Origin of the sequence: Streptomyces capitiformicae (genome assembly GCF_002214185.1) — a bacterium.
Taxonomy (GTDB): domain Bacteria; phylum Actinomycetota; class Actinomycetes; order Streptomycetales; family Streptomycetaceae; genus Streptomyces; species Streptomyces capitiformicae.
Genome location: NZ_CP022161.1, coordinates 296,713 through 319,952, shown reverse-complemented (window position 1 = coordinate 319,952; position 23,240 = coordinate 296,713). Strand labels below are relative to the sequence as shown.

Sequence of the window (23,240 nt, the reverse complement as noted above, 5' to 3'; positions counted from 1 at the left end):
TCAGGTCCCCTTCACCCTGGTCTGGGTAGCCGACACGGTCAGCGGGGTGGCGGTGGGTGTGCACTGGGCCCTCCCGTCGGACAGCACGGCGGGGACCCCGCCGATCCGCACCCGGGTGGCGGTGGACACCCACTGGGCGGTGAGGCAGGGACCGGGGGGTTGCAGGAGTGTGCAGCCCGCGACCGTGTACGGTGCCACCGCTGTCACCGTCGGCATTCCGTTGACCAGCACCCGGGGCTCGGTCTTGGTGGGCTGCGCGGGCCCGGAGTGCGCACACATGACCGTCGCGCCGAGATGCAGTAGCTGACCTGGCATCAGATGACCTCCAGGGCACCGTCGTTGACCGATACGGAGGCTGCGGTCAGCTTGACGCTCGCGGCTCCGTTGGACAGTTCGATTCCGGCGGCCGTCAGGGAGATGGTCAGCGGCGTGGAGACCGCGGGTGGTCCGACCACCAGGGTCACACCACCCGATCCCGGCAGGTCGTTGACCGTGAGGCTCAGTCCGTCGGTCTTGAACACCTTGGTGGTGGGGCCGGCGCCGGGTGCCTGGCCGCTTCCCCAGAAGCAGCCGCCCCAGATCGGCAGAGCCGGGTCGCCGCCCTCGAACTCGACCCAGACATCGGCGCCGATCGGGGGGACGGCGAGCAGACCGACGCCTGGCCCGGCGTACGGCACGCTGGGCATCGCCCACAGGGCTGTCGCGTCGCCGAGCACATCGGGGCAGCTGACCTGGAGGCGGCCCCGCACCATCGGGTCGGCGTTGTTGCTGACCTTGCCCCGGTACTTGCCGAAGTACTGGTTCATGATGCTCCTCCGTTGCCCTGTCCGGTCGGTCCGGACCCGTTCACCCGCTCCTGGCGCTTCATGGCCGCACCACCGGAGTGGTGGAGCCGACGCCTTCCCGGGTCAGCGTGAACTCCTGGGTGTGCCGCCCCCGGGCGATCGAGTGGGTGACCTGCTTGACGTGGTACAGGCCGTCATGCGACCAGCCCGCCCCTCGTACGCCCACCAGGCCCCTGGCCGGGAGCAGTGCACCGTAGCGCTCGGTGTCGAGTCGGCCGGTGACCGTGAGCGAGCCGTCGTTGGACGCCTCGGCCCTGCCCTGAGCCTGGCTGAACGCCTGCGGGGCGGTCATACCGCTCCCCTCCAGCAGGGTGGTGCGCAGATGCCGGTTGACCAGCCAGTCGGGTTCCGCCGCCAGTGGCGGCCGGGTGCTGCCGACACTGCGGACCTGGATCACCGTGTCGGTGAGCCGGTCCTGGACCCGGCCGCGGACCTGGGTGGCGGCCAGGGCGTCGGACCTGAAGGCAAGCTGCTCGACATTGGTAGCCGGCCCGAAGTCGACCGAGAGCGCCGGTGCCGGTCTGCCCACCCGGGTCGGTGGACCCCAGTAGGCGGTACTGGTGAGCGGTAGCGGGCCCGGGGTGATGTGGAAGACATAGCCGAAGCGCCTGGCCATCGCGGTGAGTTGGGCGAGGTCCGTGCCCCGCTGGACCGGGATGTGCTCGATCGGGAGCGACAAGTCGATCACCGGCGGCGGGACCACTCTGGGCACCAACCCGTAGCGTGCGTACCTCAGGATCAGCCGGGCGGCGATGGCGGCCTCGTCCTGCGCCGGATACTCCGCGGTCCGCTCCTCCAGGTCCATCAGCACGCCGAGGTCCTCCCCGGTGACGGTGAAGGTGGCGGAACCCGAGGTCGAGCCCGGGGTGAGCTCCCGATGAGTGATGACCCCGTCCATCAGCACCGTGGGCGTGCCGTGCAGCGTCAGGACGAGCACCACGCGGTCGAAGGGCTGCAGATACCGCTCGGTGAGCAGCGGGTGATCGAGCGCACCCGCCGGACCGCCGCGTCCGGCGGCGATGACCAGCTGGAATCCGGATCTGGCACTGTCGGACATGGTGACCTGCACCTGCTGGAGGTTCTCCACCAGCCGCGGCGGCGCGGGTACGGGCACCGTGGGGCCGAGGAGCACGGTGAGGTAGGTGCTCAGCAGGGCCATGCTCTCTCTCCTTCCACAGGTTTCCTTCCACAGGCCGGTACGGCGGCAGGGGCGCGGTCACGCCAGGGGGAACGGGATGGGGATCCGGGTTCCGATCCGGTCGGCGGCGGTGAGCTCGTCCGGATGGATCACCGGATGCGCGTCGCAGATCCGCCAGAACTGGGTGGGGTCGCCCAGAGCGGCGGCGGCGATCGTGTCCGGTCGGTCCCCGAGGGCGACCGTGTGCTCGGCGAGCGTGTGCGCACTGCCCGGCATGGGGAGCAGCCTGCGGCTCAGGCAGCGGACCTCGCGGCTGCCGCCGGTGCCGTCCGGGACGGTGGCGGTGACCACGTCCAGCGAGGCGTACCGGCTGGTCGGATCGGTCAACGGAACACCCCTCCGATGCCGCCGGTCACGCCCCGGCCCGCCGCCGACCGGGCGGAGAGCGTGGCCATGGCCTCCTTGGCGATCTGGTGGGCCAGGAAGAGATGGTGTCCTGGACTGGTGACCGACAGATCGCTGTAGGAGAGCACCCGCAGTTCCAGGTCCGCCCGGGCCCGGATCGGGTTGAGCTGGGTGTCGTACGCCTGCTCGGTGATCGAGAAGGAGGTCAGCCGCACCGGGAGGACCCGGCCGACTCCCCAGACCAGGAGGGTGAGCGATGCCTCCATCGGTATCAGTTCGATGGTGCCGACCGCCGTCAGTGCCAGGTTCTCCAGGAGCACCGAACTCTTGGGGTAGAGCAGCATTTCGAGCGCTGCCAGCTGGGGATGGATGCCGAGGAGCGCGGCCTCCGGATCACCGTCCGCCAACTGGTCGGTGGCGTCCAGCTCGACCGCCAGGCTGATCGTCTCGATCGGGGCCCCGGTGAGGCGCAGCGCCTCACTGCGGGCACCGCCGGTCCCGTCGTCGCCCTCCGGTGTCCGGGCGACCAGTCGCCGGGTCATTTCGTCGGGGTTGTACTGGAACACCACCAGGCCGGCCAGCGGGTTGGCCGGGTCGACCCCGACCAGCGCGCCGCGGGGAGTCCGGACCGCGTCCGTACGCCCGGTCATCGGCGCATGCCGTTGTCTGTCCGCATTGCGTGATCGTGGCCGACCTCGCGTCACTCCGGCGTCACTGCCGCGTCACCGGCCGACGGCGGGCGAGTCAGGGACAGGACACCGGGCTTGGCTGGGTCCCGAGTTGTTCCAGCTGACGTACCCGGTCATGGATGCGCTCCAGCCCGCCCATGCCCAGCCCTGGCATGCAGGTAATTGATCTGCCAGGCGACTGTGGTGGTCGTGATACGTGGTCGGGCCGGCCGGCGAGGCCGGCATAGGGCGCCAGGAGGATCGAGGGCGTCGGGAGGATCGGGGCAGGGCACGGGAACCCGCTGGACGACGTTGTTGGCGAACCCACCCAGGTTCCAGGGCTGTTCCACCGTGGTTGCCGAGACCGTCTCGGCCGTCCGGCTGCTGGCCGTGCTGGCCGTGCTGGCCGTGCTGGCCTTCGCCGTAGTCCGGCCGCGAGGCTGGCCGGAAGCGGCGGGCGCCGTCCCCGCGGTGACCCTCGCCATGGCGGTGGGCAGGCCCGTGACTTCGCACGAGGCATGGCAGCAGACGCATAGCCTGCTGCCGGTCGTGGTCTTCCTCGTTCTGATCCTCGTCCTGGACCAGCTCTGCGCCGACGAGGGCCTGTTCGAGGCGGCCGGCACCACCGTTGCCCGCCGGTGCGGCTCCGGTGGAGCAGCGCGTTGACGATCTTCCGTTTCCCGTACCGGCCCTCGTGCGAGGCGCGGGTGCTGCACCACGAGGTCAGACGGCGGCCTGATTCGCCAGGCGCCAGTCCTGGGCGCGGCTGCGTTCGGTCCAGAAGGCGGCGTAGCGTCCGCTGTGGTCGAGCAGTTCGTCGTGTGTTCCGGATTCGGCCACGCGGCCGGAGTTCCCAGAAGTAGCGGATCCGAACACGCTGTTGAAAACGAATTCCACCACGAATAACGTGGTGTCGGTCGCGGTGCAATCGGGATGCGGTGGAAGGCGAGAGCGGATGGAGATTGATCACGTCGTGCTGGCCGCCCGGACCAGGGCCGACGCCGAGCAGGTGCTCAGCCGGGCCGGTCTGGGTATCGCCCGCGGCCGGACCATTCCGGGTCTCGGACTGTCCAACCTCGTCGTACCACTGCGGCATGGCCAGTTGCTGGAGATCCACTATCCGAACGGTGAGGCTCCCGCGCCCGGCGCCCCGCCGCTGCTGGAGTTCGATAAGGAAGCCCTTGCCGCGCATCCCTCAGTGCCTCTCGTCCCGATGGCATGGCTGGTGGCGGTCGAGGACGAGCAGCGGCTGCGCGACCTTGCCGCCGCGAACGAGATGTCCGTGGTCGAGGTGCCCGCGGAGGGCCCGGGCTATCCGCCCTACACGCTTGCCGGCTTCGGCCAGAACTTCGACCGGCGCTTCCTGCCGTGCCTCATCCACTGGTCGCAAGGCCATGCTGTCCTCAGTGCCGCGCACCGCCGACAACCGGTGGGCATCACCGGCATCGAGGTGGCCGGCCCGGCCGACGTCATCGAAGGCTGGTGTGGAGTAAAGCCCAACGGCCTGCACACCGTGCCCGGCACCGCGGGTCCCCTACGGGTGGAGGTCGGCTTCGAGGACGGGGAGCCCCTCATGTTGGGCCTTGCCGAGTAGGTCGGAGTTCGCCGCGGTGGACGAGCGGAACGGGCGAGGAGCGGGGCATATGCCGCCGACCCCCGTCATGGCATCGCGAGCGCCCCTTGCATCGAGCGCCTGCGCAGCAACCGACAGGTGTCGGCCGCCCTGAGCTGCATCACCGCCGCTGTCGTCGGCGTCATCGCCAACCTTGCGCTGAACTTCGCCGAACACGCCCTCTTCACAAGCCTGGCCTTGCCGCCCGCCCTCACCGGCCTGCCCGGCACCTGAGCCCCGCCCGACCCCAAGGTCTGCCGTACCCGGTTGCCCACAGGGCCTTGCCGCTTCTGTGGATAACATTGCTCGACTCGGCGCAGAACGCTGCTTACTGGCTTCGATCACTTCCAGCAGCAGTGATCCTGAGGGCAGGGTGCTTCTGGAAGGTTCATGAAGATGTGCGTCACCGTCATGGCACCGCGCCCATGCAGTCACGCCTTGAGTAACACACAGCCGTGACTGACGTGCGACGGCGGTGCCCTGGGCAAACCCGGCCACTCCTGCCAGGCCGCCGCCGACCCGACCCGCGTCCCTGGCGTTGGCGACCGGCTGCGACTCGAGCGGTGCTGCGGTACCGCTTTACGGCGCGGCGCCGCTCTCAGCCAGTCAGCGCGCCTCGCTCGCCGTGGTACGCGACGCCACCGCCGCCTCACCGGCATGGTGACCCTGGACGACCTGCGCGCTCTATCTTCAGCCGCAGGTGGCCTGACCTCCACCAGGCCGTGGTGGTCGGCGACGACGTCGACCCGAACGACATACTGCTTGGGGCGAGAGTGCTCGACGGCGGCCACGCCGACGTCGCCCTCAACGCCGAGACGGGTGCGCGGCCTCCTCGTCGAGGGCGCCGAGCGTCTTCAGATACGCCGGGAAAGCGACGTACGAGAAGAACGCCGCCCAGGCCGTGGCGTTGCGCAGATGGAACTGACGGCGTGCCGCTGGAACGCTCTCCAGTCCTTGGGCCGGGCGTCCACGGCCCCACGCAGCCGGGCCAGCGCGCGCGTTGTGCAGCTCCAACTCCCCGGCGTCCCGGCCCTGCTCCTGGGCGCGTACAAATAAGGACTGCTCGCAGAGGGCGATAGGCGGAGTCGTCTCGATCATGGCATCGCGCGACAGGATCCGCGGATTGGTGCCCCGCAGATAGTCCTTGATCTCGCCGGTCCGGGCGCTGAGCGGCAGTGCGGTGAAGAACTCGTCCTCGTCGAGATCGAGCGCGTCGGCCAGGTGCTGGTTGATGTCGCCGTCGATGGCGAGGAACGGCGCGCCGGAGCGTGCCAGGTGACGGGAGAAGAGGACGGACAGGGTGGTCCAGCCGCTGCAGCCCTTGTCGGCGAAGGCGATGCGCATGGCTAACCGCCACCGCTACTGGACATGGATGCCAAGAGCGCAGGTTGGCAAGGGGGTGGTGCGAGTGTCAAATGACGGGCCCGCCAACTCTCCTTCCATTACCGAGAGTTGGTTCGCCGAATCCGGTGGGGGTGGGCCGGTCGGCCTGGAGGGCCTCGATGCGGGCGCCTGACTGTGCTATAAAAATGGAAACCATTTTCAATAAATTGGGGAAGGGCGCGGATATGAGTGACGCGGCACGCGGCCGTAGGAGCCGTCCGTTCACCCTTGTCGTCTGCGCGTCGTGTCACGCCGAGACCAACGGGCTGATGGACGGGCTGCGTCGCGCCGTCCGGGGCTGCCCCCACGGGGTCATGGTCTCCACCGGTTGCCTGGAGAAAGTTCTGCACTGCCGGTCGGACCGCGGACTGCACGCGGCCGTGCAGCCATGTACGGCGGATCGCAAGCCGGTCGGGGCCGTCGTACGGCTCGGCCCGCTCGTCACCGGGGCCGACGCCGAAGCGGTCGGTGCCTGGCTGAGGGCCGGGATGCCCGACGACGGTACGCTGCCCAACCGGCTCCGCGCGGCGCCCGCCCCGCAGCAAGTCGCCCACCTCAACTGAGGAGCGACGGCGTGCAGAAGGGCCTGTTGAGCGTGGTCGCCGGCAACACCCCCGACATCCGCGGCGTCGGAGTCGAGCAGTTGCTGCGGCTGTCTCCGCGCGCCGTGCTGCTGGCCGTGTCGATCCAGGGCCAGGAGACGGGGTACCCGATCGTCCAGCGTTTCCTGTCGAGCGTCGACGCGTCCGTGCGGGAGGCAACCTGGGGGGCGACGGGAGATCCTGTGGTGATTCTCCGTCAGGACTTGATGTCTCTACGGCGCTGTTCGGGCCCGGTGCACGTGGTTCTCGCCCTGCCCGGGGACGTCGATGTCCTGCCGTTCCTGGTGGAGTTGTGGCGTGCCCGCGTGGCGAGCGGCTCGCTGGGGGACTACTACGAGCCGGCACCCGTGGTGGTCGGAGTCGAGCCGTCGTCATTCATGGTGGACGTAGGTTGCGTTCATCAGGCGGTACGGCTGTGGAGCGGGTGCGAGCGCGGTGAGGCCCTGAGCCCGGCCGAGGCCGCCGTTCGCCAGGTGGAGGCGGCGGACGTACTGCTCGTGCCGGCTCCTGCGGGCGGCGACAGCGAACAGGCGTCTGCCGCAGCCGCGTTGGCCTCCCAGCTCAACCCACGTGCCCGCCTCGTAACACCTTTGGACATTGACGGAGCCGGACCCGAGCTGCCGGCCTCGCTCGTCCGGGCCGCGCCTCCTGGCGCCGAGGCCGAGTGGCAGGCGCGACTGGAGCCGGTGACGGTTCCCTCTACGCGATACGGCGCCGGCCGAGGAGTGGAGACGGTGCTCTGGCGGGCCCGCCGCCCCCTGCACCCCGGGCGGCTGGCGGACGCGCTCCCCACCGCGATGCGCGGTGTTGTCCGCGGCCGAGGCCACCTGTGGCTGTGCAGCCGTCCCGGCTCCGTCGTGACCTGGCGTTCGGCCGGGGCCCACCTGGAGTTGAGGGAGGCAGACCGCTGGCTGGAGCCGGCGGACGCGCGCGCCTGGCAGGCAGCTTCCCCGCAGCGGCGCGCCCTCGCCTCCTGGTTCTGGGACGACTACTACGGCGAACGCCGCAACGAGATCACCCTGACCGGAACCAGCCTCGACGGCCCGGCGATCCGCTCCGCACTGGACGCGGCCCTGCTCACCGACGCCGAGCTGTCCCTGGGCCAGGAGGGCTGGACTACGGTCCCGGACCCGCTCCTCGGCAGTGCCGGTACCCGGTGACCGTGTGCGTCAGGGCAGGTGGACCAGGCTGAGCCGGTACTCCTCGACCTGAGGCAGATGCTGGGCGGCGAGGCCGCTCAGCATCTCCTGGGTCGCCGCCGGAAGGTCGTTGTACATCGGGATGGGAAGGCTGCTGAGCGTATGGGAGGCCAGTACCTGTGCCCCGGGCTGCCACTCGGCGAGCCCCGCCGGATCGGCGCACGTCCACTGCATCCGGGCCTCCACCTTGCTGAGCGCGTCGTGCTGGTCCTGGGTGCCGACGATGCCGGGGCCGGCGGCGGTGGGCGGAGTCGGCGGGGTTGGCGCCGGTGAGTTTGTGGATGCGTTCCAGACGGTAGGCCAGGGCGCGCACGCTGAGGGTGAGGCGTAGGGCGGCCTCGGCGGAGACGCAGCCGGAGTCGAAGTACGCGGTGAGGGTGTCGAGGAAGGGCCGGGGTCGCTGCGGCCGTAGAGGAAATCGTCGATGAACTCCCGGCGGCCGGCCTCTTCCTGGCGTACGGCGACAAGCTGGGCGCGTTCGTTTCCTTCGGCGAAGGCGTCGATGACCTGCTGCACGGCGGCAAGTGAGTCGTCGGCGGAGCCGGGCGTCCCCGGCCAAGTCGTGCGGGCAGCGGTCAGATGCGCGTTGATGAGGGCGCGCAGCCCCGTGGCCGGCCTCGGTGGCCTGCTCGCCCAGGGTGCGGCGGGAGGCGATCTCGTCCCGGGTGAGGCATCGTCCGGTGGCCGATACCTGGCCAGGATCTCGGCGTAACCGGCCAGATACTGCTCGGGAATCTCCCGGTCTGTCACGTCGTCCCCTGGCTTCTTGACGCGCCGGTGACGGTCTCTTAGCGGTCATCGGCATGCAGACCCTCATGAACACTGCCGGGGACCGGCAATGCGCGGCAGGGATCGGGTCGTGCAGCATGGCTTGTGGGGAGCACGGCGGATGGTTTCGGTGCCGGACACCGGCAGGTGCCCGGCATCGAGGCCCGGAACGACCGTGCGCCGTCGGAGACGACTGATGCGCGCCGTGGGCGGAGGGGGACCGGGAGATGCGGATACTTCTGTCAGCGGCCACGGGCATGCCCACGATCCTGCTGACCGCTGCCCTCGTCGTGGTCGTCTGTTTCTGGCTCCTGGCCGCCGTGGGCGTCGCCGGCGTCGACAGCTTCGACACGGACGTGGACCTTCGGGCGTGGCGCATGGGCGGGGTGCCCGTAACGGTCGCCTTCTCGCTGCTGACGGTGCTCGCCTGGTCCTTGAGCGTTGGAGCGGCGGCTCTGCTCGTAGTGTTCGCGCCCCCGGCACCGGTCGCCGGGATGCTGCACTTGGTCGTACCCGTGGGGGCGTTGTTTGTGGCGTGGCCAGCAACCTGCCTGATCGTACGGCCGCTGCACCGCCTCTTCCCGGATGAACCGGGGCCGTCCGTGCCGAGCGAGGCTCGCATGGGCGCCCCTGCCGCGCTGCAGCAGGCCCGCGGCCGGGATCCCTACGGGAGCGTGTCGCGCGACGCCGTGCCCCATGCGCGGAACTGCGCCGCCTGACCCGAAGCGCCGCCGGATCTCACCTCCGGCCTCTCTTCCTCACGCTACAACTCCCTTACGCCTCAAGGACGTATGCCATGGTCACCAGGATCGTGGGCGTCGGCGTGCTCGTCGCCGTCTGTCTGTTCGCTGTACTCGTCGTCGCCCGCCTGTTCCGCAAGGTGGAGCAGGGCAAGGCGCTGATCGTCTCCAGGATGCGGAAGGCCGACGTGACCTTCACCGGGCAGGTCGTGCTGCCGGTGCTGCACAAGGCCGAGGTGATGGACATCTCGGTGAAGACCATCGAGATCACCCGGGCCGGCAAGGAGGGCCTGATCATTTGATCAAGACCCGGACAGACCCACTCGCGAAAGCGCGAGGTTAACGGCTTCAGCGCTGGAGCGCTTCGCGAGTACGGCAAGCGCACGTCGTTCATCACGCCAGACGGCGGCGATCTGTACTGCGTACTGGAAGGTCGGATTGCCCTGGACGACCTGTTGGGGCAGAAGAAGCGTCGCGCGAACCAGACTGGAAGCTGTTCTTCCTGGCACAGCTGGCACTGTCTTGAGTCCATTGCGTTTCCTGCCTTGAGGCGGCGAGCTTGACACGGGGACGCACTCGCCTGTGTAGAGGCGCCGGAGCAGGGAAACGCCGTGGTGCTGTGCGCCTCGTCTGCCGACTGGTCGGCGCCTACCGGCCCCGGCAGTGGGGAGCCGGACGAACCGTTCCCGAGCCCGGTTGACCAACGCTTGGGTCTTCCCGGGCCGGACGCATCGAACGAGGCCGCCCAACCACATTGGTAACTCAAGGCAGTTGTCGTTCAGATGCAGATGAGGCTGAGCCACCCTGTTCTTCACTGTTCCCACCGTGATCGCCCTCTTTCGCCGTCGCCCGGAAGGTTGGTCGTGCAGAACATCGTCCTCGCGGGGTGTTCATCGAGGGCCTGTTGTCTGGGACCTGGTCTGGAGGCTGCCCTTGCCACCGGCGTCGTCTGCGACGAGGGCTCGACCGTGTTCGTCGGCCTCAACGGCCTACGTTTGCGGTGCGGACCCCAAAAGCCCTGGTGCACGCCCTCTATTACGCCATCGAGCAGAGTGAGCTGTGTGCCCACCCTCTGGAGCGGAACCGTCGGAGGGTGCCGAGTCGGTGGCCGTGGTGGACCCCGCGGGCACCAGCTGGGACGGCCACGGTGTCATCAGCTGTTGCTTCCTGCTCGTTCCCACGACACTGAACGGGGCTACCGGGCAACCAGCAGTGTCAGGAGGCCATGGACGAAGCTGTCGTCCCGGAAGCCGATTTCTGCCGCATCCGCAGGGCTGCGCGGCGCAGAAGCGTCGTGCAGGCAAGGCCGATCATGTTCGACATCGTATCGAGGACCTGCGGCGATGAGCAGCTGGGCGACGGCGACGAGCTCACTGTGGTCCAGTGTCCCGGCGGTGAGATGACGTCGGATCACACGGCCGAGCAGGTCCTCGCCAGGTTCCTCCTCCTTCGCCGTGATGAGACGGTCCAGGTAGGCGGACATCGCCGCGTAGGCGGCGCCGATCTCTTCCCGACTGTCAACGGTGGAGGCGATGGGCGCGCATGTGCTGCTGAAGAAGTCGAGATCCTTCGCCGGAGCACCGAGGATGCCGGCGATCATGAGCGCGGGCAGAGGGAGGGCCACCGCTTCGATGAAGTCGGGGGAGGAGTGCGCTCGGCCAGTTCGTCGAAGAGCCGCTCGGCGGTGCTTCGGATGGCGGGGCGCAACTGCTGGATCCTGCGATGGGTGAACTCCGGGGTGACAGCGCGCCGGAGGCGTCCGTGGTCGGGATCGTCCATACACAGGAACGACACCTGGCTGGGTCCGGGCGGCAGCGGCGAGACCCGGGGCAGGCCGGGGTTGCACAGGGCAACCCACTAATAGAAGTGATCGTCATTTTATGGCTGTCGGTTTTCAGTCACCCTTGCGAGATCTGTAACGGCGTGTATGGCCGATAAGTGCGCCGATGTACCGCGCGATGTCGATGCGCAAAAGGCGCGTATGTGGCGTGGTGGGCCTCGCGGTGGATGTCCGGCTTGTGTTTCGGCCAAGGGCGGCGGCGTGTACAGCCTTGCGTCGGTGGCCAGTTCAGATGAAAATGACAATCGTGTTTAACTAGCCTCCGGAGGGTTGCAGTGTTGGATCCGTACGAACGCTCGGCCGAGTACCTCGACCTCATGATCGCCGGGACGTGGCAGTCCCTTGGCCCGGCGCTGGCCGAAGCGCTCCAGCAGGTGAAGGCGGGGCCCGGACCGGTAGTCGATGTCGGGGCTGGTACCGGCCGGGGAGTCCAGGTGATCTGCTCCGCGCTTCCGGGAGACGACCCTGTGTTGGCTGTCGAGCCCTCTTCCGCCATGCGTGCCGTGCTGCTGGCGCGCGTCCACGATGACCCTGAACTGCGCGAGCGGGTCACGGTGCTGGCGGAGGATGCCGCACATGCCTCGCTCCCTGACGGCCTGCGCGCGATGGTCGCGATGAACGTGCTGGGACACCTGCCGCCGGCCGAGCGGCGGGCCCTGTGGGCGAGCGCCTCACGCCGACTCGCACCCGGCGGCGCACTCATCGTCAGTGTCACTCCGCCCTTCGCGCCCGAGCAGGTTCCGCGCACCCGGATGGCTTCGGCGGCCGTGGGCGCCCTCCACTACGAGGGGTGGGCCACCGCGGAGCCCTCGGGGGAGGACGAGATCACCTGGCGCATGGACTACCGCGTCCTGCGGGACGGTATGCCGCTGTCCGAGGTCACGGTCGACTACCGCTGGTGGGTGGCGAGCGAGAACAGGCTGGCCGAGGAGGCCGCCGAAGCCGGGCTGGACATGCGGCTCGTAGGGAAGCCCGATGTCGGGCTGCACCTCCTCACGCGCACGGGTGAGTAATGCCTGATGTTCGTAATGACCCATCACACCGTCCATATTTTCCACGGAGCGGAGGCCGGATGAGTCAGCTCGTCCCTGCCGAAGACACCCTCGCAAGCACCATCGAATGTATCGGCGAAGTCCTCGGCATACAGAGCGACTTGATCACGCCGGACACACCCTTGTCGGCTCTGGGACTCGAGTCGTTCACCGCTGTGCGGCTGCGGCGCCGGATCCGCGAGCGCACCGATGCCGATCTTCCCCTCACGACCTTCCTCAACGGCGCCACGGCTCAGGACATCGCGAACCGGCTCGCCGCCGAAGTGCGGGAGGCACCTGCTCAAGAACAGGCTGGGAGACCGGAGGAGCAAGCAGCGCCGGGCGGCACGCAGGCCCCCGCCTTCACCGGAAGTCCGCAGGACGACGGCGGGCCCTTCCCCCTGACGCCCATTCAGGCGTCGTACTTCGTCGGCCGGCAGGAAGGGCTGCCCCTCGGAGGGGTGGCCACCTTCTACTACTACGAGTACGACCGCGTCGCCGGGGACCCCCTCGCGGATCTCGGGCGCCTCGAAGCAGCCTGGAACCGGCTGATCGAGCACCACCCGATGCTCCGTATGACCGTGGACGAACGCGGACGGCAGCGGATCCTCGCCGATGTCGGGCCCTACCGGATCGGCACCACCGACCTGCGGAACGCCTCCCCGGACGACGCCGACCTCTCACTGTCCCGCCTTCGCCACGAGCGCTCGCACCAGGTGAGGCCGACCGGAACCTGGCCGCTCTTCGACATCCACGCGGCGCTGCTGCCGGACGGCAGGACACGGCTTCACATCGGCGTGGACGTGCTCATCACCGATCTCGCGGGCTGGATGCTCCTGATGCGTCAGTGGGGTCGGCTCGTCACGGATCCCACCGCGCAACTGCCGGTTCCGGAAACGGACTTCGCGCACATGCAGCGGGCCCGTACGACCGATCCGGAATGGTCCGCACGGCGGGCACGCGACCGTGCCTACTGGTCCGAGCGCGCTCCCCGACTCCCCGATGCCCCGCGCCTTCCTGTGCTGCGCGAGGCGGAGGACACCACGCCTCCCCGGTTCGTCCGGAGTGCTGCGGCCCTCGACGCGCCGACGTGGGCCGCCGTCCGTGCCCGCAGCGCGGAATTCGGCGTCACGCCGACCGCCACCCTGCTCGCCGCCTTCGCCGCCCTGCTGGGCCGCTGGGGAGCCGGTGACCGAATATGCCTCAACACCACCCTGTTCGACCGGCCCGAGACATCGGGTGAGGCGGCTGACGCGGTGGGCGACTTCACCACGACCGCCCTCGTGGGCACACCTCCCTTCAAACCCGGCCGCTGGGAAGGGTTCGCGGGCTACGCCGCGGAGGTCAACCGATGTTTCTGGGAAGACCTGGACCACCGTTCCGTCTCCGGGGTGGAGGTGCTCAGGGACCACGTCCCCGCACGGAGCTCCGACACCGCCCCCGCTCCCCGTTACCCGGTGGTGTTCACCAGTGGGGTGGGCCTCTGCGGTGACGACGAGCCGCCCGCCGCGTGGATCGGCGAAGAGGTCTACGGCATCTCCCAGACTCCTCAGGTTCTCCTGGACCACATCGTGTGGGACGAGGGCGGCCGGCTCCGGCTCGCCTGGGACTGGGTCGACGGCGCGTTCCCGGCCGGTTACGTACAGGCGCTGCTCGACGCCCATGTCCGGCTGCTGAGCAGACTGGCGGAGAGCGCCGCATGGCGGGACCCGGCACTGGGCTGGGACCCGACCTTCCGTCCCGAGGAGCCCCTCGACGTCGCGCCCTTCCCCGACGCGGGCCCTCTGCTGCACGCGCCGGTGCAGGAAGCCGCCCGACGGTACTCGCAGCGACCCGCCCTGCACGGGGCCTCCGGTGCCGTCACGCACGGCCGGCTCGCGGAGAACGCCGCCGCCACGGCCGCGCTCCTGACCGCCCATCAGGCCGGGCCCGGTGATCTCGTGGCCGTGGCCTGCGAGAAGGGCGTCGCGCAGATCACGGCAGTCCTCGGGGTCAGCGCCGCCGGGGCGGGCTACCTGCCCATCGAGCCCACGTGGCCCGACGCCCGGGTCGCCGCCGTCTGCGAACGGGCCGGTGTCCGGCACGCGCTGGTCGGCCGCGGGGTGAAGATCGCCTGGCCGCCGGGTGTCACCGTGCATCGCCTGACCGCCACGGGCAGGCCCGCACGCCGTGCCGCCTCCGACGACCTCGTGGCCGCCAAGACGCCGAGCCCGGACGACCTCGCCTACACGATCTTCACCTCCGGCTCCACGGGCAGCCCGAAGGGTGTCGAGATCCAGCACCGCGCGGCCCGCACCACCATCGACGACATCGTGGACCGGTTCGGCATCGGCGCCGACGACCGCGTACTCGCCCTGTCCGCCCTCAGTTTCGACCTCTCGGTCTTCGACATCTACGGAGTCCTGGGCGCCGGCGGCTCCCTGGTACTCCCCGACCCCGCCCGGCAGCGTGACCCGCAGCACTGGCTGGAGCAGGCGGGACGTCACGGCGTCACCGTGTGGAACACCGCCCCAGCCCTGCTGGAGATGCTGGTCGAGTACGCGGAGCTGGAACCGGAAGCGGCCGCCGAGGCCCTGCGCAGCCTGCGCCTGGTGATGCTGTCCGGCGACTGGATCCCCCTGACTCTGCCCGAGCGGCTGCGCAGACTCGCCCCGCAGGCCGAGTTCATGAGCCTGGGCGGCGCCACCGAGGCGTCGATCTGGTCCATCACCTACCCCGTGGAGAACACCGACCCGAACTGGCGCAGCATCCCCTACGGCCGGGCCCTGCGCGGCCAGTCCTTCCACGTCCTGGACGAGCAGGGTGCCCCGTGCCCGGTCGGTGAGGCCGGTGAACTGTTCATCGGCGGTGACGGGCTGGCCCGCGGCTACGCCGGCGATTCCGTCCAGACCGCCGAACGCTTCGCGATCCACCCGGTCCTCGGGCAGCGTCTCTATCGCACCGGCGACCTGGGCAGGTGGACGGTGGACGGGACTATTGAATTCCTCGGCCGCGCCGACCGGCAGGTGAAGATCCGGGGGCATCGCATCGAGCTGGGTGAGATCGAGTCGGTGCTGAGCCGGCATCCCGGCGTGCGGCAGTGCGTCGCCTCGTCCGTGCGGGGACCTGACGGGCGGCCGCGGCTCGTCGCCCATCTGTCACCGAAGGGAACCGCCCAGGCTCCGTCTCCCGAGGACTTGGCGGCCGCGCTGCGAGAGCGGCTGCCCGAGTACATGATCCCCAGCCGGTTCGTCGTCCTGGACCAGCTGCCGGTCACCGCCAACGGCAAGATCGACCATGCGGCCCTCCCGAGCCCGTATCGCGGGCAGGAGGTTCGCAGCGCCGGGCGGCCCGAGACCGCGGAACCCGCGGTCGCCGCCGAGCCGAGATCCGCGGCAGACGTGCCGTCGGAGGAGGCCGGTACCGAGTGGGCCGCCATCGCGCTCGACGAGGCCGCCGCGCTCGGGCTCGAGGCCGCGATCGTCCTCAGGCCCGGCGTGCTTCCCCCCGACCAGGCCCTGGAGGCGACCGCGTACTGGCTGCGACGGGTGCGGCAACTGCCCGGGTCGTCCCGCCTCGAGCCACGGATCGCCGCCGGGGGACTGGCCGAGATCGTCCAGCGTCCGGCTGCCCCGGGCACGGCAGTCGCCGGACCGGTCCCTTCTCCGGGCGCCACGGCCTCCATCGCCCCGGCCGACCCCGTGCGGGACGCCACCGTCTCCGTCCCGCCTGTCGCGCATCATGCCGACCCGGTGCGGGACCAGGCCGTGCTCGACGACGTCACGTCCGTCTTCGCGGATCTCACCGGATCCCCGGTCCAGGCGGACAGCACCTTCGCCGCCCTGGGCGCGACCTCACTCACCCTGGTCCTGGCACATCGCCGGCTCTGCCAGGGCATCGCCCCGCGACTGGCGCTGGGCGACATGTTCGCGCACGCCGACGTCGGCTCGCTCGCCGCGCGGATCAGCGAATTGCACCGCCGGACGCCTGGTGCGCAGCCTGGGACCGTTGAGGCCCCGGCGGGGGGCGGCCCGCGTCACACGGCGCCCTCGGACACCGGTACCGCCGACCTCGTAACCCAGACACGCCGGGCCTCGCGGGTCGCCGCGCGTGCCCTTGCCCGGGAGACCGCCGGATGACCCAGTCCCCTGAACAGAGCTGTCCGTCCGAACAGAGTTACCCGTCGCGGGCGGTGGACCGGGGAGACGACGAACTGATCGCCGTCACCGCCCTCGACTGCCGTTTCCCGGGCGCCCCGGACACCGAGTCCTTCTGGGACCTGCTCGCGGCTGGACGCAGCGGGCTGACCCGGCAGACGGAGCAGGAGCTGGCCGAGAGCGGTCTGCCGGCCCGGCTGCGGCGCAACCCGGCGCATGTGCCGGTGAGTGGACTGATCGACGGCCAAGACCTGTTCGACCCGGAGCCGTTCGGGCTCACCGATGCCGAGGCCGCCCTGATGGATCCTCAGCAGAGACTGTTCCTGGAGGCGTGCTGGCGGGCGCTGGAACGGGCCGGGCACGGATCGGGCGTCGGGGCAGGTGCCGTGGGAGTCTTCGCCGGTGCGGCCCACAGCGACTACCTGACGCGTCACCTCGCCCGCCGCTACGCCGACTCCGCCGCCGACCCGGTGGGCAGTCTCCAAGCGGCGATCTCGGGCGTCGGCGACTACCTGCCGTTGCACGTCGCCCATCGGCTGGCCCTCACCGGACCGGCGATCTCGGTCGGCACCGCCTGCTCCACCTCGCTCGTGGCGATCCATCTGGCGGCGCAGTCCCTGCTGGCGGGGGAGTGCGACACCGCCCTGGCCGGCGGCTCCTCGCTGATCGTCCCGCAGGGCAGGGGCTACCTCCATGTCCCCGACGGAATCTTCTCGGCCGACGGGCGAGTGCGCCCGTTCTCCGCGGAGGGCACCGGCATCGTGCACAGCCAGGGGGTGGGCGTCGCCGTACTGCGCCGCCTGGCGGACGCCCTCGCCGACGGCGACCCGGTCCTCGCCGTCCTGCACGGGTCCGCGGTGAACAACGACGGTGGGGACCGCACCGGTTTCACGGCGCCGTCCCCGCGCGGACAGGCACGCGCGATCTCCGAAGCCCTCGCCCTCGCCGGCGTCACACCGAGGACGATCAGTTACGTCGAGGCCCACGGAACCGCCACCCGACTCGGCGACGTGGTCGAACTCGCGGCCCTGAAGAGGGTCTTCGGCGAGAACGGTCCCGCGTGGTGCGCCCTCGGCTCCGTCAAGAGCAACATCGGGCACGCCAACTCGGCGGCCGGCATCGCCGGCTTCGCCAAGACCGTGCTCGCGCTGCACCACGGCGTGCTTCCCCCCTCCCTCGGTGCCCTGCCCCTGAACCCCGATCTCGAACTGGAGAACTCCCCGTTCACCGTGCCGCACCATGCCGACTCATGGGCGGGACCTCGCTACGCGGGCGTCAGCTCCTTCGGTATCGGCGGCACGAATTGCCACGTGGTGCTGGGGAGTGCGCCACAGCGCACCATGGCCCCCGCCGACCACCGTCCCCAGCTGGTCCTGCTGTCCGCGCACCGCGACGACGCTCTGGAACGTTTGACCGGCGCCACGGCCACTGCCCTGGACCAGCCGGACGTCGATACCGCCGACGCCGCATACACCCTGCACACCGGCCGCGGCGAACAGGCCCACCGGGCCGCCGCGGTGCTCGGTGAGACGCCCGGCGACACCCACCGGGCCCTCGCCTCCGCGTCTCGGCGCGCCGTCCCGCCCACGCGGCCGAGAATCGTCTTCGCCTTCCCCGGCGGCGGCGCCCAGTACCCGGGTATGGGGCGTGAACTCCTCACCGAGGAGCCGGAGTTCGCCCGCACGGTCGAGGAGTGTGCCAAGCTCTTCGACGGGCATGGCGACGGCACCGGCCCTGGTCTTGTCCCACTCCTGGCCGCGGATCCCTCGGACGAGGATGCCGGGAAGCTGCTGCGGGATCCCGTGAACGGGCTCCCGGCACTGTTCACCGTTTCGCTCGCCACGGCGCGCACGCTGCTCTCCTGGGGCATCGAGGCGGACGCGCTCATCGGCCACAGCCTCGGCGAATACGCGGCCGCCGTCGCCTCCGGAGCCCTCCGGCTGGCGGATGCCGTCACCCTGGTCGACGTGCGCTCCCGCGGCATGTCCCGCACCGCGGGCGGAGGCGCGATGCTGACCGTCGCCCTGCCCGAGGACCAGGTCGTGAAGCTGCTCGGCGACCATCCGGACCTGGACCTGGCCGCGGTGAACGCGCCACGGTCCTGCGTGGTCTCCGGACCCGCCGAGGCGGTGACCGCACTCGAGCGCCGGCTGGCCGCCGAGAGCGTCCACACCGCACGGCTGCACCTGGACGCGGCCGCCCACTCGCGGCTGGTCGATCCGGTGCTGCCCGCGCTGCGCGCCGCCGCCGAGGCGACCGTACCCACGGTCCCGGCCGTGCCGCTCGCCACGACGCTCACCGGACAGCTGCTGCTGACCCCGCCCGGGCCCGAGCACTGGGTGCCCCATCTGCGGTCCGTCGTCAGGTTCTCCGACGCCCTGACCACCGCGCTCGGCACGGGACCGGCGATCGTGGTCCAAGCGGGTCCCGGCAGCGGCCTGTTGCAGCTCGTCCGCCAGCACGGGGCGGCGAACGTCGTCGCCACCCTGCCCACCGTGCCGGGGCGCGACGAGCGCCGTGGAGCACGGGCCGCCCTGCTCACAACCGCGGGCGAACTGTGGACCCACGGCATTCGGCTCGCCCCCGAGGCCCTCCACCGGCCCGGCCGGCGCCGGATCGCCTTGCCCGGTCTGCCCTTCGACCGGCGGCGCCTGTGGATCGACGAGCCCGACGACGTACGGCCCGGCCACACGCCCATGCCGTACGCGATCGCCGCCGAACCCGACGAGGAGGAGCCGTTCCAGGTGCCGGTGTGGCACCGGACGCCGCCCGTCGACGCACCCGAGCGACTGGAGGGCCGCTGGCTCGTCGAAGGCGACCCGGACTCACCGCTGCTGAGCAAGGTCCGCGAGGAGCTCGCCGCCGCCGGTGCCCGGCCCGTCACCCTCGCGCAGGCAGCCGCCGAACCGTCACTGCCCTGTGTGGGCCTGGTCCTCGTCGACACGCATGACGAGGACGGCGAGCACACGGACGACCGGGCCCACGAGGAGGCGTCCGCCGATCCGGCCGACCGAGTCACCGAATCGGTGCTGCGGTACGCGCGGCTTGCGCGAGCCGCCGCCCCCTGGGCCGGCAGCGCCCGCCTGCTCCACGTCAGTGTGGGCGCGCACCACGTGGAAAGCGGCGACCGTCCGATACCGGAGGGCGCCGCATCGCTGGCCGTGCCCCGCGTCCTCGCCCAGGAATTTCCAGGACTGCGCTGGCGTACCCTCGACCTCCCGGCCGGACCGGCACGCGGCGAGGACGCCCGGAAAGTGTGCGTGGAGGCAGCTGCCCTCGCTCACGGCGAGCCGAGCGGTGTGGAGGCCGCATACCGCGGCGGACACCGCTGGGTCCGCGGCGTCACGCCCTGGCACCCCACGGCATCCGAACGGGCGCGGCCCGGCGGAACCGCCGTCGTGATCGGCGGACTCGGCGACGTCGGCATGGCCCTCTCCGCTCATCTCGTACGCAACGGCTGGCGAGTCATCGTCACCGGCCGCGACGGACTGCCCTCCGACCCGGTACCGGGAACCCCGCAGGCCGAGCGGGCCGGGGCCGTACGGCGGCTGCGCGAGGACGGCGTCGAACTGGACGTACGGGCCGTCGACGCGGCGGACCCCGACGCCACGGCCGCCCTTCTGCGGACCGTGTCACAGCAGTACGGGCCACTCGACCTGGTGGTGCACGCGGCCGGTGTCGTGGCCTCGGCCGCGGTGGCCCCGCTGCGTGCCGTGGAGGAGGAGACCGTACGAGCGCACGCACGGGCCAAGGTGTCGGCGGCGATGGCGCTGCGGTCCGCCCTGCGCGGGCTGCCTGACGACCTGCGCCCCGCGAACGTTCTGCTGATGTCGTCGGCCACCACCTTCGTCGGCGGCCTGGGACTGGCCCCGTACGCCGCGGCCAACCGCTTTCTCGATGCCTTGGCCGAACGGGAGGACGCCGAACGGAAGGGCTCCGGCGAGCGCTGGACCAGCGTGGCCTGGGACGGCTGGCGGATAGGCCCCGGCGGCACCGAACGGGTGGTCGCCTCACGCCATTCGATCGGTCTGCGGGACGGAATGCGCTCCGTGGACCGGCTGCTCAGCCTCGCCGAAGAGGGCCGCGCCCCCGCGTCCCTGGCGGTGTCTCCGGCCGATCTGGCCGGCCGTACCGCAGACGTCCCGACCGTCGCACCGGGCCGGGAGGCATCGGGCGGCACCTCGCAGCAGGCAGGATCCGCGCCCCGGGGCGCCGCCGAAGAAGTGCTCGCCGCTCTGTGGTCCGAACTGCTCGGCTTCCCCGTGACCGACCGCGACGCCGACTTCTTCGCCCTCGGCGGTCATTCCTTGCTGGCCACCCGCATGCTGGCCAGGCTGCGCGACGAACGGGGAGCCGAACTACGCCTTCAGGACCTGCTGACGCGTCCCACGGTCGCGGCCCTCGCCCCCCTGATATCCGCGCCCGGCGGAGCGGCAGACCCCGGCGGCGATGAGCCGGAAACACCGGCCGTACCACCGGAGACCGAAACCCGCACCGCGCCGAGGCAACCGACCGGTGCCGTGAGCGAGTTCCCGCTCACCCGGGTGCAGCACGCCTACTGGGTCGGCGGCTCGGGAGGCTACCGTCTCGGCGACGTGCCGTGCTCGTTCCACCTGGAATACGACTGCCCAGGCCTGGACACCGCACGCTACGAGGAGGCATGGAACCGGGTGATCGCCCGACACCCCATGCTCCGCGCGGTCATCTCCCCCGAGGGACGCAACCGGGTACTGGACCGGGTGCCCCGCTACCGCATCCGCGTCCAGGACCTGAGCGGGCTGGGCGAGGAAGAGCGTGTCCAAAAGCTCGAACAGATCCGTACCCGCCTCGTCCGCCGGGAGCCGCGTCCCGGGCGCTGGCCACTGGTCGACATCAGGGCGGCCCGCCTGCCCGGCGACGTCGTGCGCCTGTTCGTCAACGTGGACGTCCTCGTGTGCGACACCGCCAGTTACCTGATCTGGGACCGTGAACTGTGCGCCCTGTACCGGGACCCGGAGCTCCAGCTCCCACCGGTACGCACCACGTTCGCCGAGTGCGTGGCCGCGCTGGAGCAGCGCGCCGACTCCCCGGAACGCGCCCGCGCCGCGGCCTACTGGCGGGCGCGGATCGACAGCCTGCCCGGTGCGCCCGCGCTGCCACTGCGCGCCCCGGAGGCCGATACCCGTCCCCGCTTCGGACGCCGCAGCGCACGGCTCGAACCGGACGACTGGGCGTCACTCAAGGCCGAGGCGGCCCGGCGCGGCCTCACACCGACCGCCGTCCTGCTCGCCGCCTATGGGGACGCTCTCGCCGACTGGTCGGGTCAGGACAGGTTCGCCCTCACGCTCACCCTGTTCGACCGGCCGTCCGATCTGCCCGGCGCGGACGAGGTCGTCGGGGACTTCACCTCTCTGATGCTCCACACGGTGGACCGGTCGCACGACACCTCCTTCGCCGATGCGGCCACCCGTGCACAGCGTTCGCTCTTCGAGGATCTGGACCACCGGGAGTTCTCCGCCTTGGAGTTGCTCGCCGAGAAGTCCACCCGCACCGGGCACACCGAATCCGTGCCCGTCGTGTTCACCAGCGCGCTGGGCCTGTCCGGGCCGCTCGGCGGAGGCCACGACCTGGACTGGGCCGGCACTCCGGTGTACGGGGTGAGCAGTACACCGCAGACCTGGCTGGACCATCAGGTGCTCGAACAGCACGGCGCGCTGCTGCTCCAGTGGGACGTCCTGGAAAGCGAGTTGCCCACCGACGAGGCGGACAGGGCGTTCACCTCGTACGTCGCACGCATACGCCACCTGGCTCAGAGCCCTGCCGCCTGGGAAGCCGACGCTCGGCGGTCGGCGGGTGCGGAACCAGGCGGGCGACAGGCGCCCGCCGCCCTGGAACATCGCGCGGCGACGCAGCCGCCGAGGCGGCAGCCGACCGGCCCCGCTTTCCTCAACAGCCCCGATGACCTCGACACCGCACTGCTCCTGCGCGACGGCAACACCGACCGGCCGCTGTTCCTGGTCCACCCCTCCGGTGGCGACGTGCTGTGCTACGGCGAACTGGCCAGGCTGCTCATGGACGGGCGGCGCGTCGTGGCGCTCGCCGATCCGGCACTGACCGGGGGCACGGCAGCCGAGGACATCGCCGGTCTGGCCGACCAGTACCTGGCGGCCCTGCGCCCGTACCAGGCGAACGGCCCCTACCTCCTGGGCGGCTGGTCCATGGGCGGCACGCTCGCCCATGCCATGGCCTGCGAACTGGAGCGTCGGGGAGAGCGAACCGATCTCCTCCTGATGATCGACTCGAATGTGCCGGACCGCATCACGCCGCTCGGCGGAGCGGGCCCCGACGAGGACGCGACGATCGCCGCCGTGCGGTATCTGCGGTCGCTGGAGGCGTTTCTCGACATGGACCTCGGCCTCGGTGCGGACGAAGCCGTCCAGCTGCTCCGTACGCCGTCCCCGGCTGCCCGGTCCGTGGTGGCCGCACGGCTGCGTGAGGCCGGCCTGGTCGGCCCCCGGGAGACCGCCGAGGTACGCCTGGGGGTCTTCGAACGCCACCTCCGTGCCCTGGGCGATCACAAGGCGGGTCGGCTCGCCGACCCCGACACCCGGTTGCTGCTGTTCCGTGCCACCCGGCCGTCCCCGAGCAACGCCGGAGTGGGCATGGGAGTCGACGACGCCCCCGACCTCGCCTGCCTGGGCTGGCTGCCCCATGTGTCCGGCCCCGTCGACGAGGTGGGCGTCGACGGACACCACTACTCGCTGCTGACCGGTCCGGCGGCAGCCCGGATCGCCGCACTGACCGACCGGGCGCTCGCCGCCGTATCCGCCGGGCCGCCCGAGACCAGCTGAGCCGGGCCGGCCGCGTCGGACATCCGCCTCCTCACAGGGAAAG

16 protein-coding genes and 4 pseudogenes are annotated in these 23,240 nt (G+C 70.9%); 10 read left to right on the top strand and 10 right to left on the bottom strand.

Going from position 1 to position 23,240, the window contains the following annotated elements; all coding sequences use genetic code 11:
- From CES90_RS01360 to CES90_RS01340, 5 genes are read right to left on the bottom strand one after another with little or no spacing between them, the layout of a single operon-like run.
- Positions 1 to 315 (bottom strand): hypothetical protein, encoded by a 315-nt coding sequence (locus tag CES90_RS01360; protein ID WP_189781919.1) that lies wholly within the window; start codon positions 313 to 315, stop codon positions 1 to 3.
- A complete protein-coding gene (locus CES90_RS01355) occupies positions 315 to 806 on the bottom strand; it encodes a phage baseplate assembly protein V (RefSeq protein ID WP_189781920.1) in 492 nt (163 codons plus the stop codon). The genes CES90_RS01360 and CES90_RS01355 overlap by 1 nt, the downstream gene beginning before the upstream one ends.
- Positions 807 to 864: 58 nt before the next feature.
- Positions 865 to 2,004, bottom strand: a complete 1,140-nt coding sequence (locus CES90_RS01350) for a hypothetical protein (protein WP_189781921.1) — start codon at positions 2,002 to 2,004, stop codon at positions 865 to 867.
- A gap of 57 nt (positions 2,005 to 2,061) precedes the next feature.
- Positions 2,062 to 2,370, bottom strand: coding sequence for a LysM domain-containing protein (locus CES90_RS01345; RefSeq protein ID WP_189781922.1), 309 nt, complete (start codon positions 2,368 to 2,370; stop codon positions 2,062 to 2,064).
- Positions 2,367 to 3,038 carry a hypothetical protein gene (locus CES90_RS01340; protein WP_189781923.1) on the bottom strand — a complete coding sequence of 224 codons (672 nt, stop codon included), beginning with the start codon at positions 3,036 to 3,038 and terminating at the stop codon, positions 2,367 to 2,369. The genes CES90_RS01345 and CES90_RS01340 overlap by 4 nt, the downstream gene beginning before the upstream one ends.
- Before the next feature lie 369 nt (positions 3,039 to 3,407).
- Here CES90_RS01340 and CES90_RS01335 point away from each other — a divergent pair, with 369 nt between their 5' ends.
- Positions 3,408 to 3,722: a hypothetical protein gene (locus tag CES90_RS01335; RefSeq protein WP_189781924.1), complete on the top strand. Its 315-nt coding sequence runs from the start codon at positions 3,408 to 3,410 to the stop codon at positions 3,720 to 3,722.
- Positions 3,723 to 3,779: 57 nt separating this feature from the next.
- Here the strand turns inward: CES90_RS01335 and CES90_RS01330 are convergent, their stop codons facing one another.
- A complete protein-coding gene (locus CES90_RS01330; protein WP_189781925.1) occupies positions 3,780 to 3,956 on the bottom strand; it encodes a hypothetical protein in 177 nt (58 codons plus the stop codon).
- Between the two features lie 55 nt (positions 3,957 to 4,011).
- On the opposite strand from CES90_RS01330, the gene CES90_RS01325 reads away from it, so the two are divergent.
- Entirely contained in the window at positions 4,012 to 4,650 is a 639-nt protein-coding gene (locus CES90_RS01325) for a VOC family protein (protein ID WP_189781926.1), read from the top strand.
- Between the two features lie 117 nt (positions 4,651 to 4,767).
- Positions 4,768 to 4,902 carry a hypothetical protein gene (locus CES90_RS51190; protein WP_268257013.1) on the top strand — a complete coding sequence of 45 codons (135 nt, stop codon included), beginning with the start codon at positions 4,768 to 4,770 and terminating at the stop codon, positions 4,900 to 4,902.
- 843 nt (positions 4,903 to 5,745) lie between these two features.
- Here CES90_RS51190 and CES90_RS52425 read toward each other — a convergent pair.
- Positions 5,746 to 6,012: pseudogene (locus tag CES90_RS52425) on the bottom strand (ATP-binding protein); the annotation flags it as partial.
- Between the two features lie 224 nt (positions 6,013 to 6,236).
- Here CES90_RS52425 and CES90_RS01315 point away from each other — a divergent pair.
- The gene (locus CES90_RS01315) at positions 6,237 to 6,614 is read left to right on the top strand and encodes a hypothetical protein (protein WP_189781927.1); all 378 of its coding nucleotides are present in this window, start codon (positions 6,237 to 6,239) and stop codon (positions 6,612 to 6,614) included.
- An 11-nt stretch (positions 6,615 to 6,625) separates the two neighbouring features.
- Positions 6,626 to 7,813 carry a GTP-binding protein gene (locus CES90_RS01310; protein WP_189781928.1) on the top strand — a complete coding sequence of 396 codons (1,188 nt, stop codon included), beginning with the start codon at positions 6,626 to 6,628 and terminating at the stop codon, positions 7,811 to 7,813.
- Here CES90_RS01310 and CES90_RS52420 read toward each other — a convergent pair.
- Positions 7,770 to 8,177, bottom strand: a pseudogene (locus tag CES90_RS52420) (hypothetical protein); the annotation flags it as partial. The gene CES90_RS01310 and the pseudogene CES90_RS52420 sit on opposite strands and share 44 nt — an antisense overlap.
- Before the next feature lie 65 nt (positions 8,178 to 8,242).
- A pseudogene (locus CES90_RS01305) lies at positions 8,243 to 8,602 on the bottom strand (PucR family transcriptional regulator); the annotation flags it as partial.
- A gap of 245 nt (positions 8,603 to 8,847) precedes the next feature.
- Between CES90_RS01305 and CES90_RS01300 the strand changes: the two are divergent.
- Positions 8,848 to 9,339, top strand: coding sequence for a hypothetical protein (locus CES90_RS01300; RefSeq protein ID WP_189781929.1), 492 nt, complete (start codon positions 8,848 to 8,850; stop codon positions 9,337 to 9,339).
- A 77-nt stretch (positions 9,340 to 9,416) separates the two neighbouring features.
- Positions 9,417 to 9,656, top strand: a pseudogene (locus CES90_RS01295) (flotillin family protein); the annotation flags it as partial.
- Between the two features lie 899 nt (positions 9,657 to 10,555).
- Here the strand turns inward: CES90_RS01295 and CES90_RS01290 are convergent.
- Positions 10,556 to 10,960, bottom strand: a complete 405-nt coding sequence (locus tag CES90_RS01290) for a cytochrome P450 family protein (RefSeq protein ID WP_189781930.1) — start codon at positions 10,958 to 10,960, stop codon at positions 10,556 to 10,558.
- A gap of 518 nt (positions 10,961 to 11,478) precedes the next feature.
- Here CES90_RS01290 and CES90_RS01285 point away from each other — a divergent pair.
- The 3 genes from CES90_RS01285 to CES90_RS01275 are packed head-to-tail and all read left to right on the top strand — an operon-like array spanning position 11,479 to position 23,197.
- On the top strand, positions 11,479 to 12,213 hold the full coding sequence (locus CES90_RS01285) for a class I SAM-dependent methyltransferase (protein ID WP_208921395.1): 735 nt from the start codon (positions 11,479 to 11,481) through the stop codon (positions 12,211 to 12,213).
- A 59-nt stretch (positions 12,214 to 12,272) separates the two neighbouring features.
- Complete coding sequence (locus tag CES90_RS01280) at positions 12,273 to 16,349, top strand: non-ribosomal peptide synthetase (protein ID WP_189781932.1); 4,077 nt, start codon at positions 12,273 to 12,275, stop codon at positions 16,347 to 16,349.
- Complete coding sequence (locus tag CES90_RS01275; protein ID WP_189781933.1) at positions 16,346 to 23,197, top strand: type I polyketide synthase; 6,852 nt, start codon at positions 16,346 to 16,348, stop codon at positions 23,195 to 23,197. Before CES90_RS01280 ends, CES90_RS01275 begins: the two co-directional genes overlap by 4 nt.
- Positions 23,198 to 23,240: the final 43 nt, after the last annotated feature.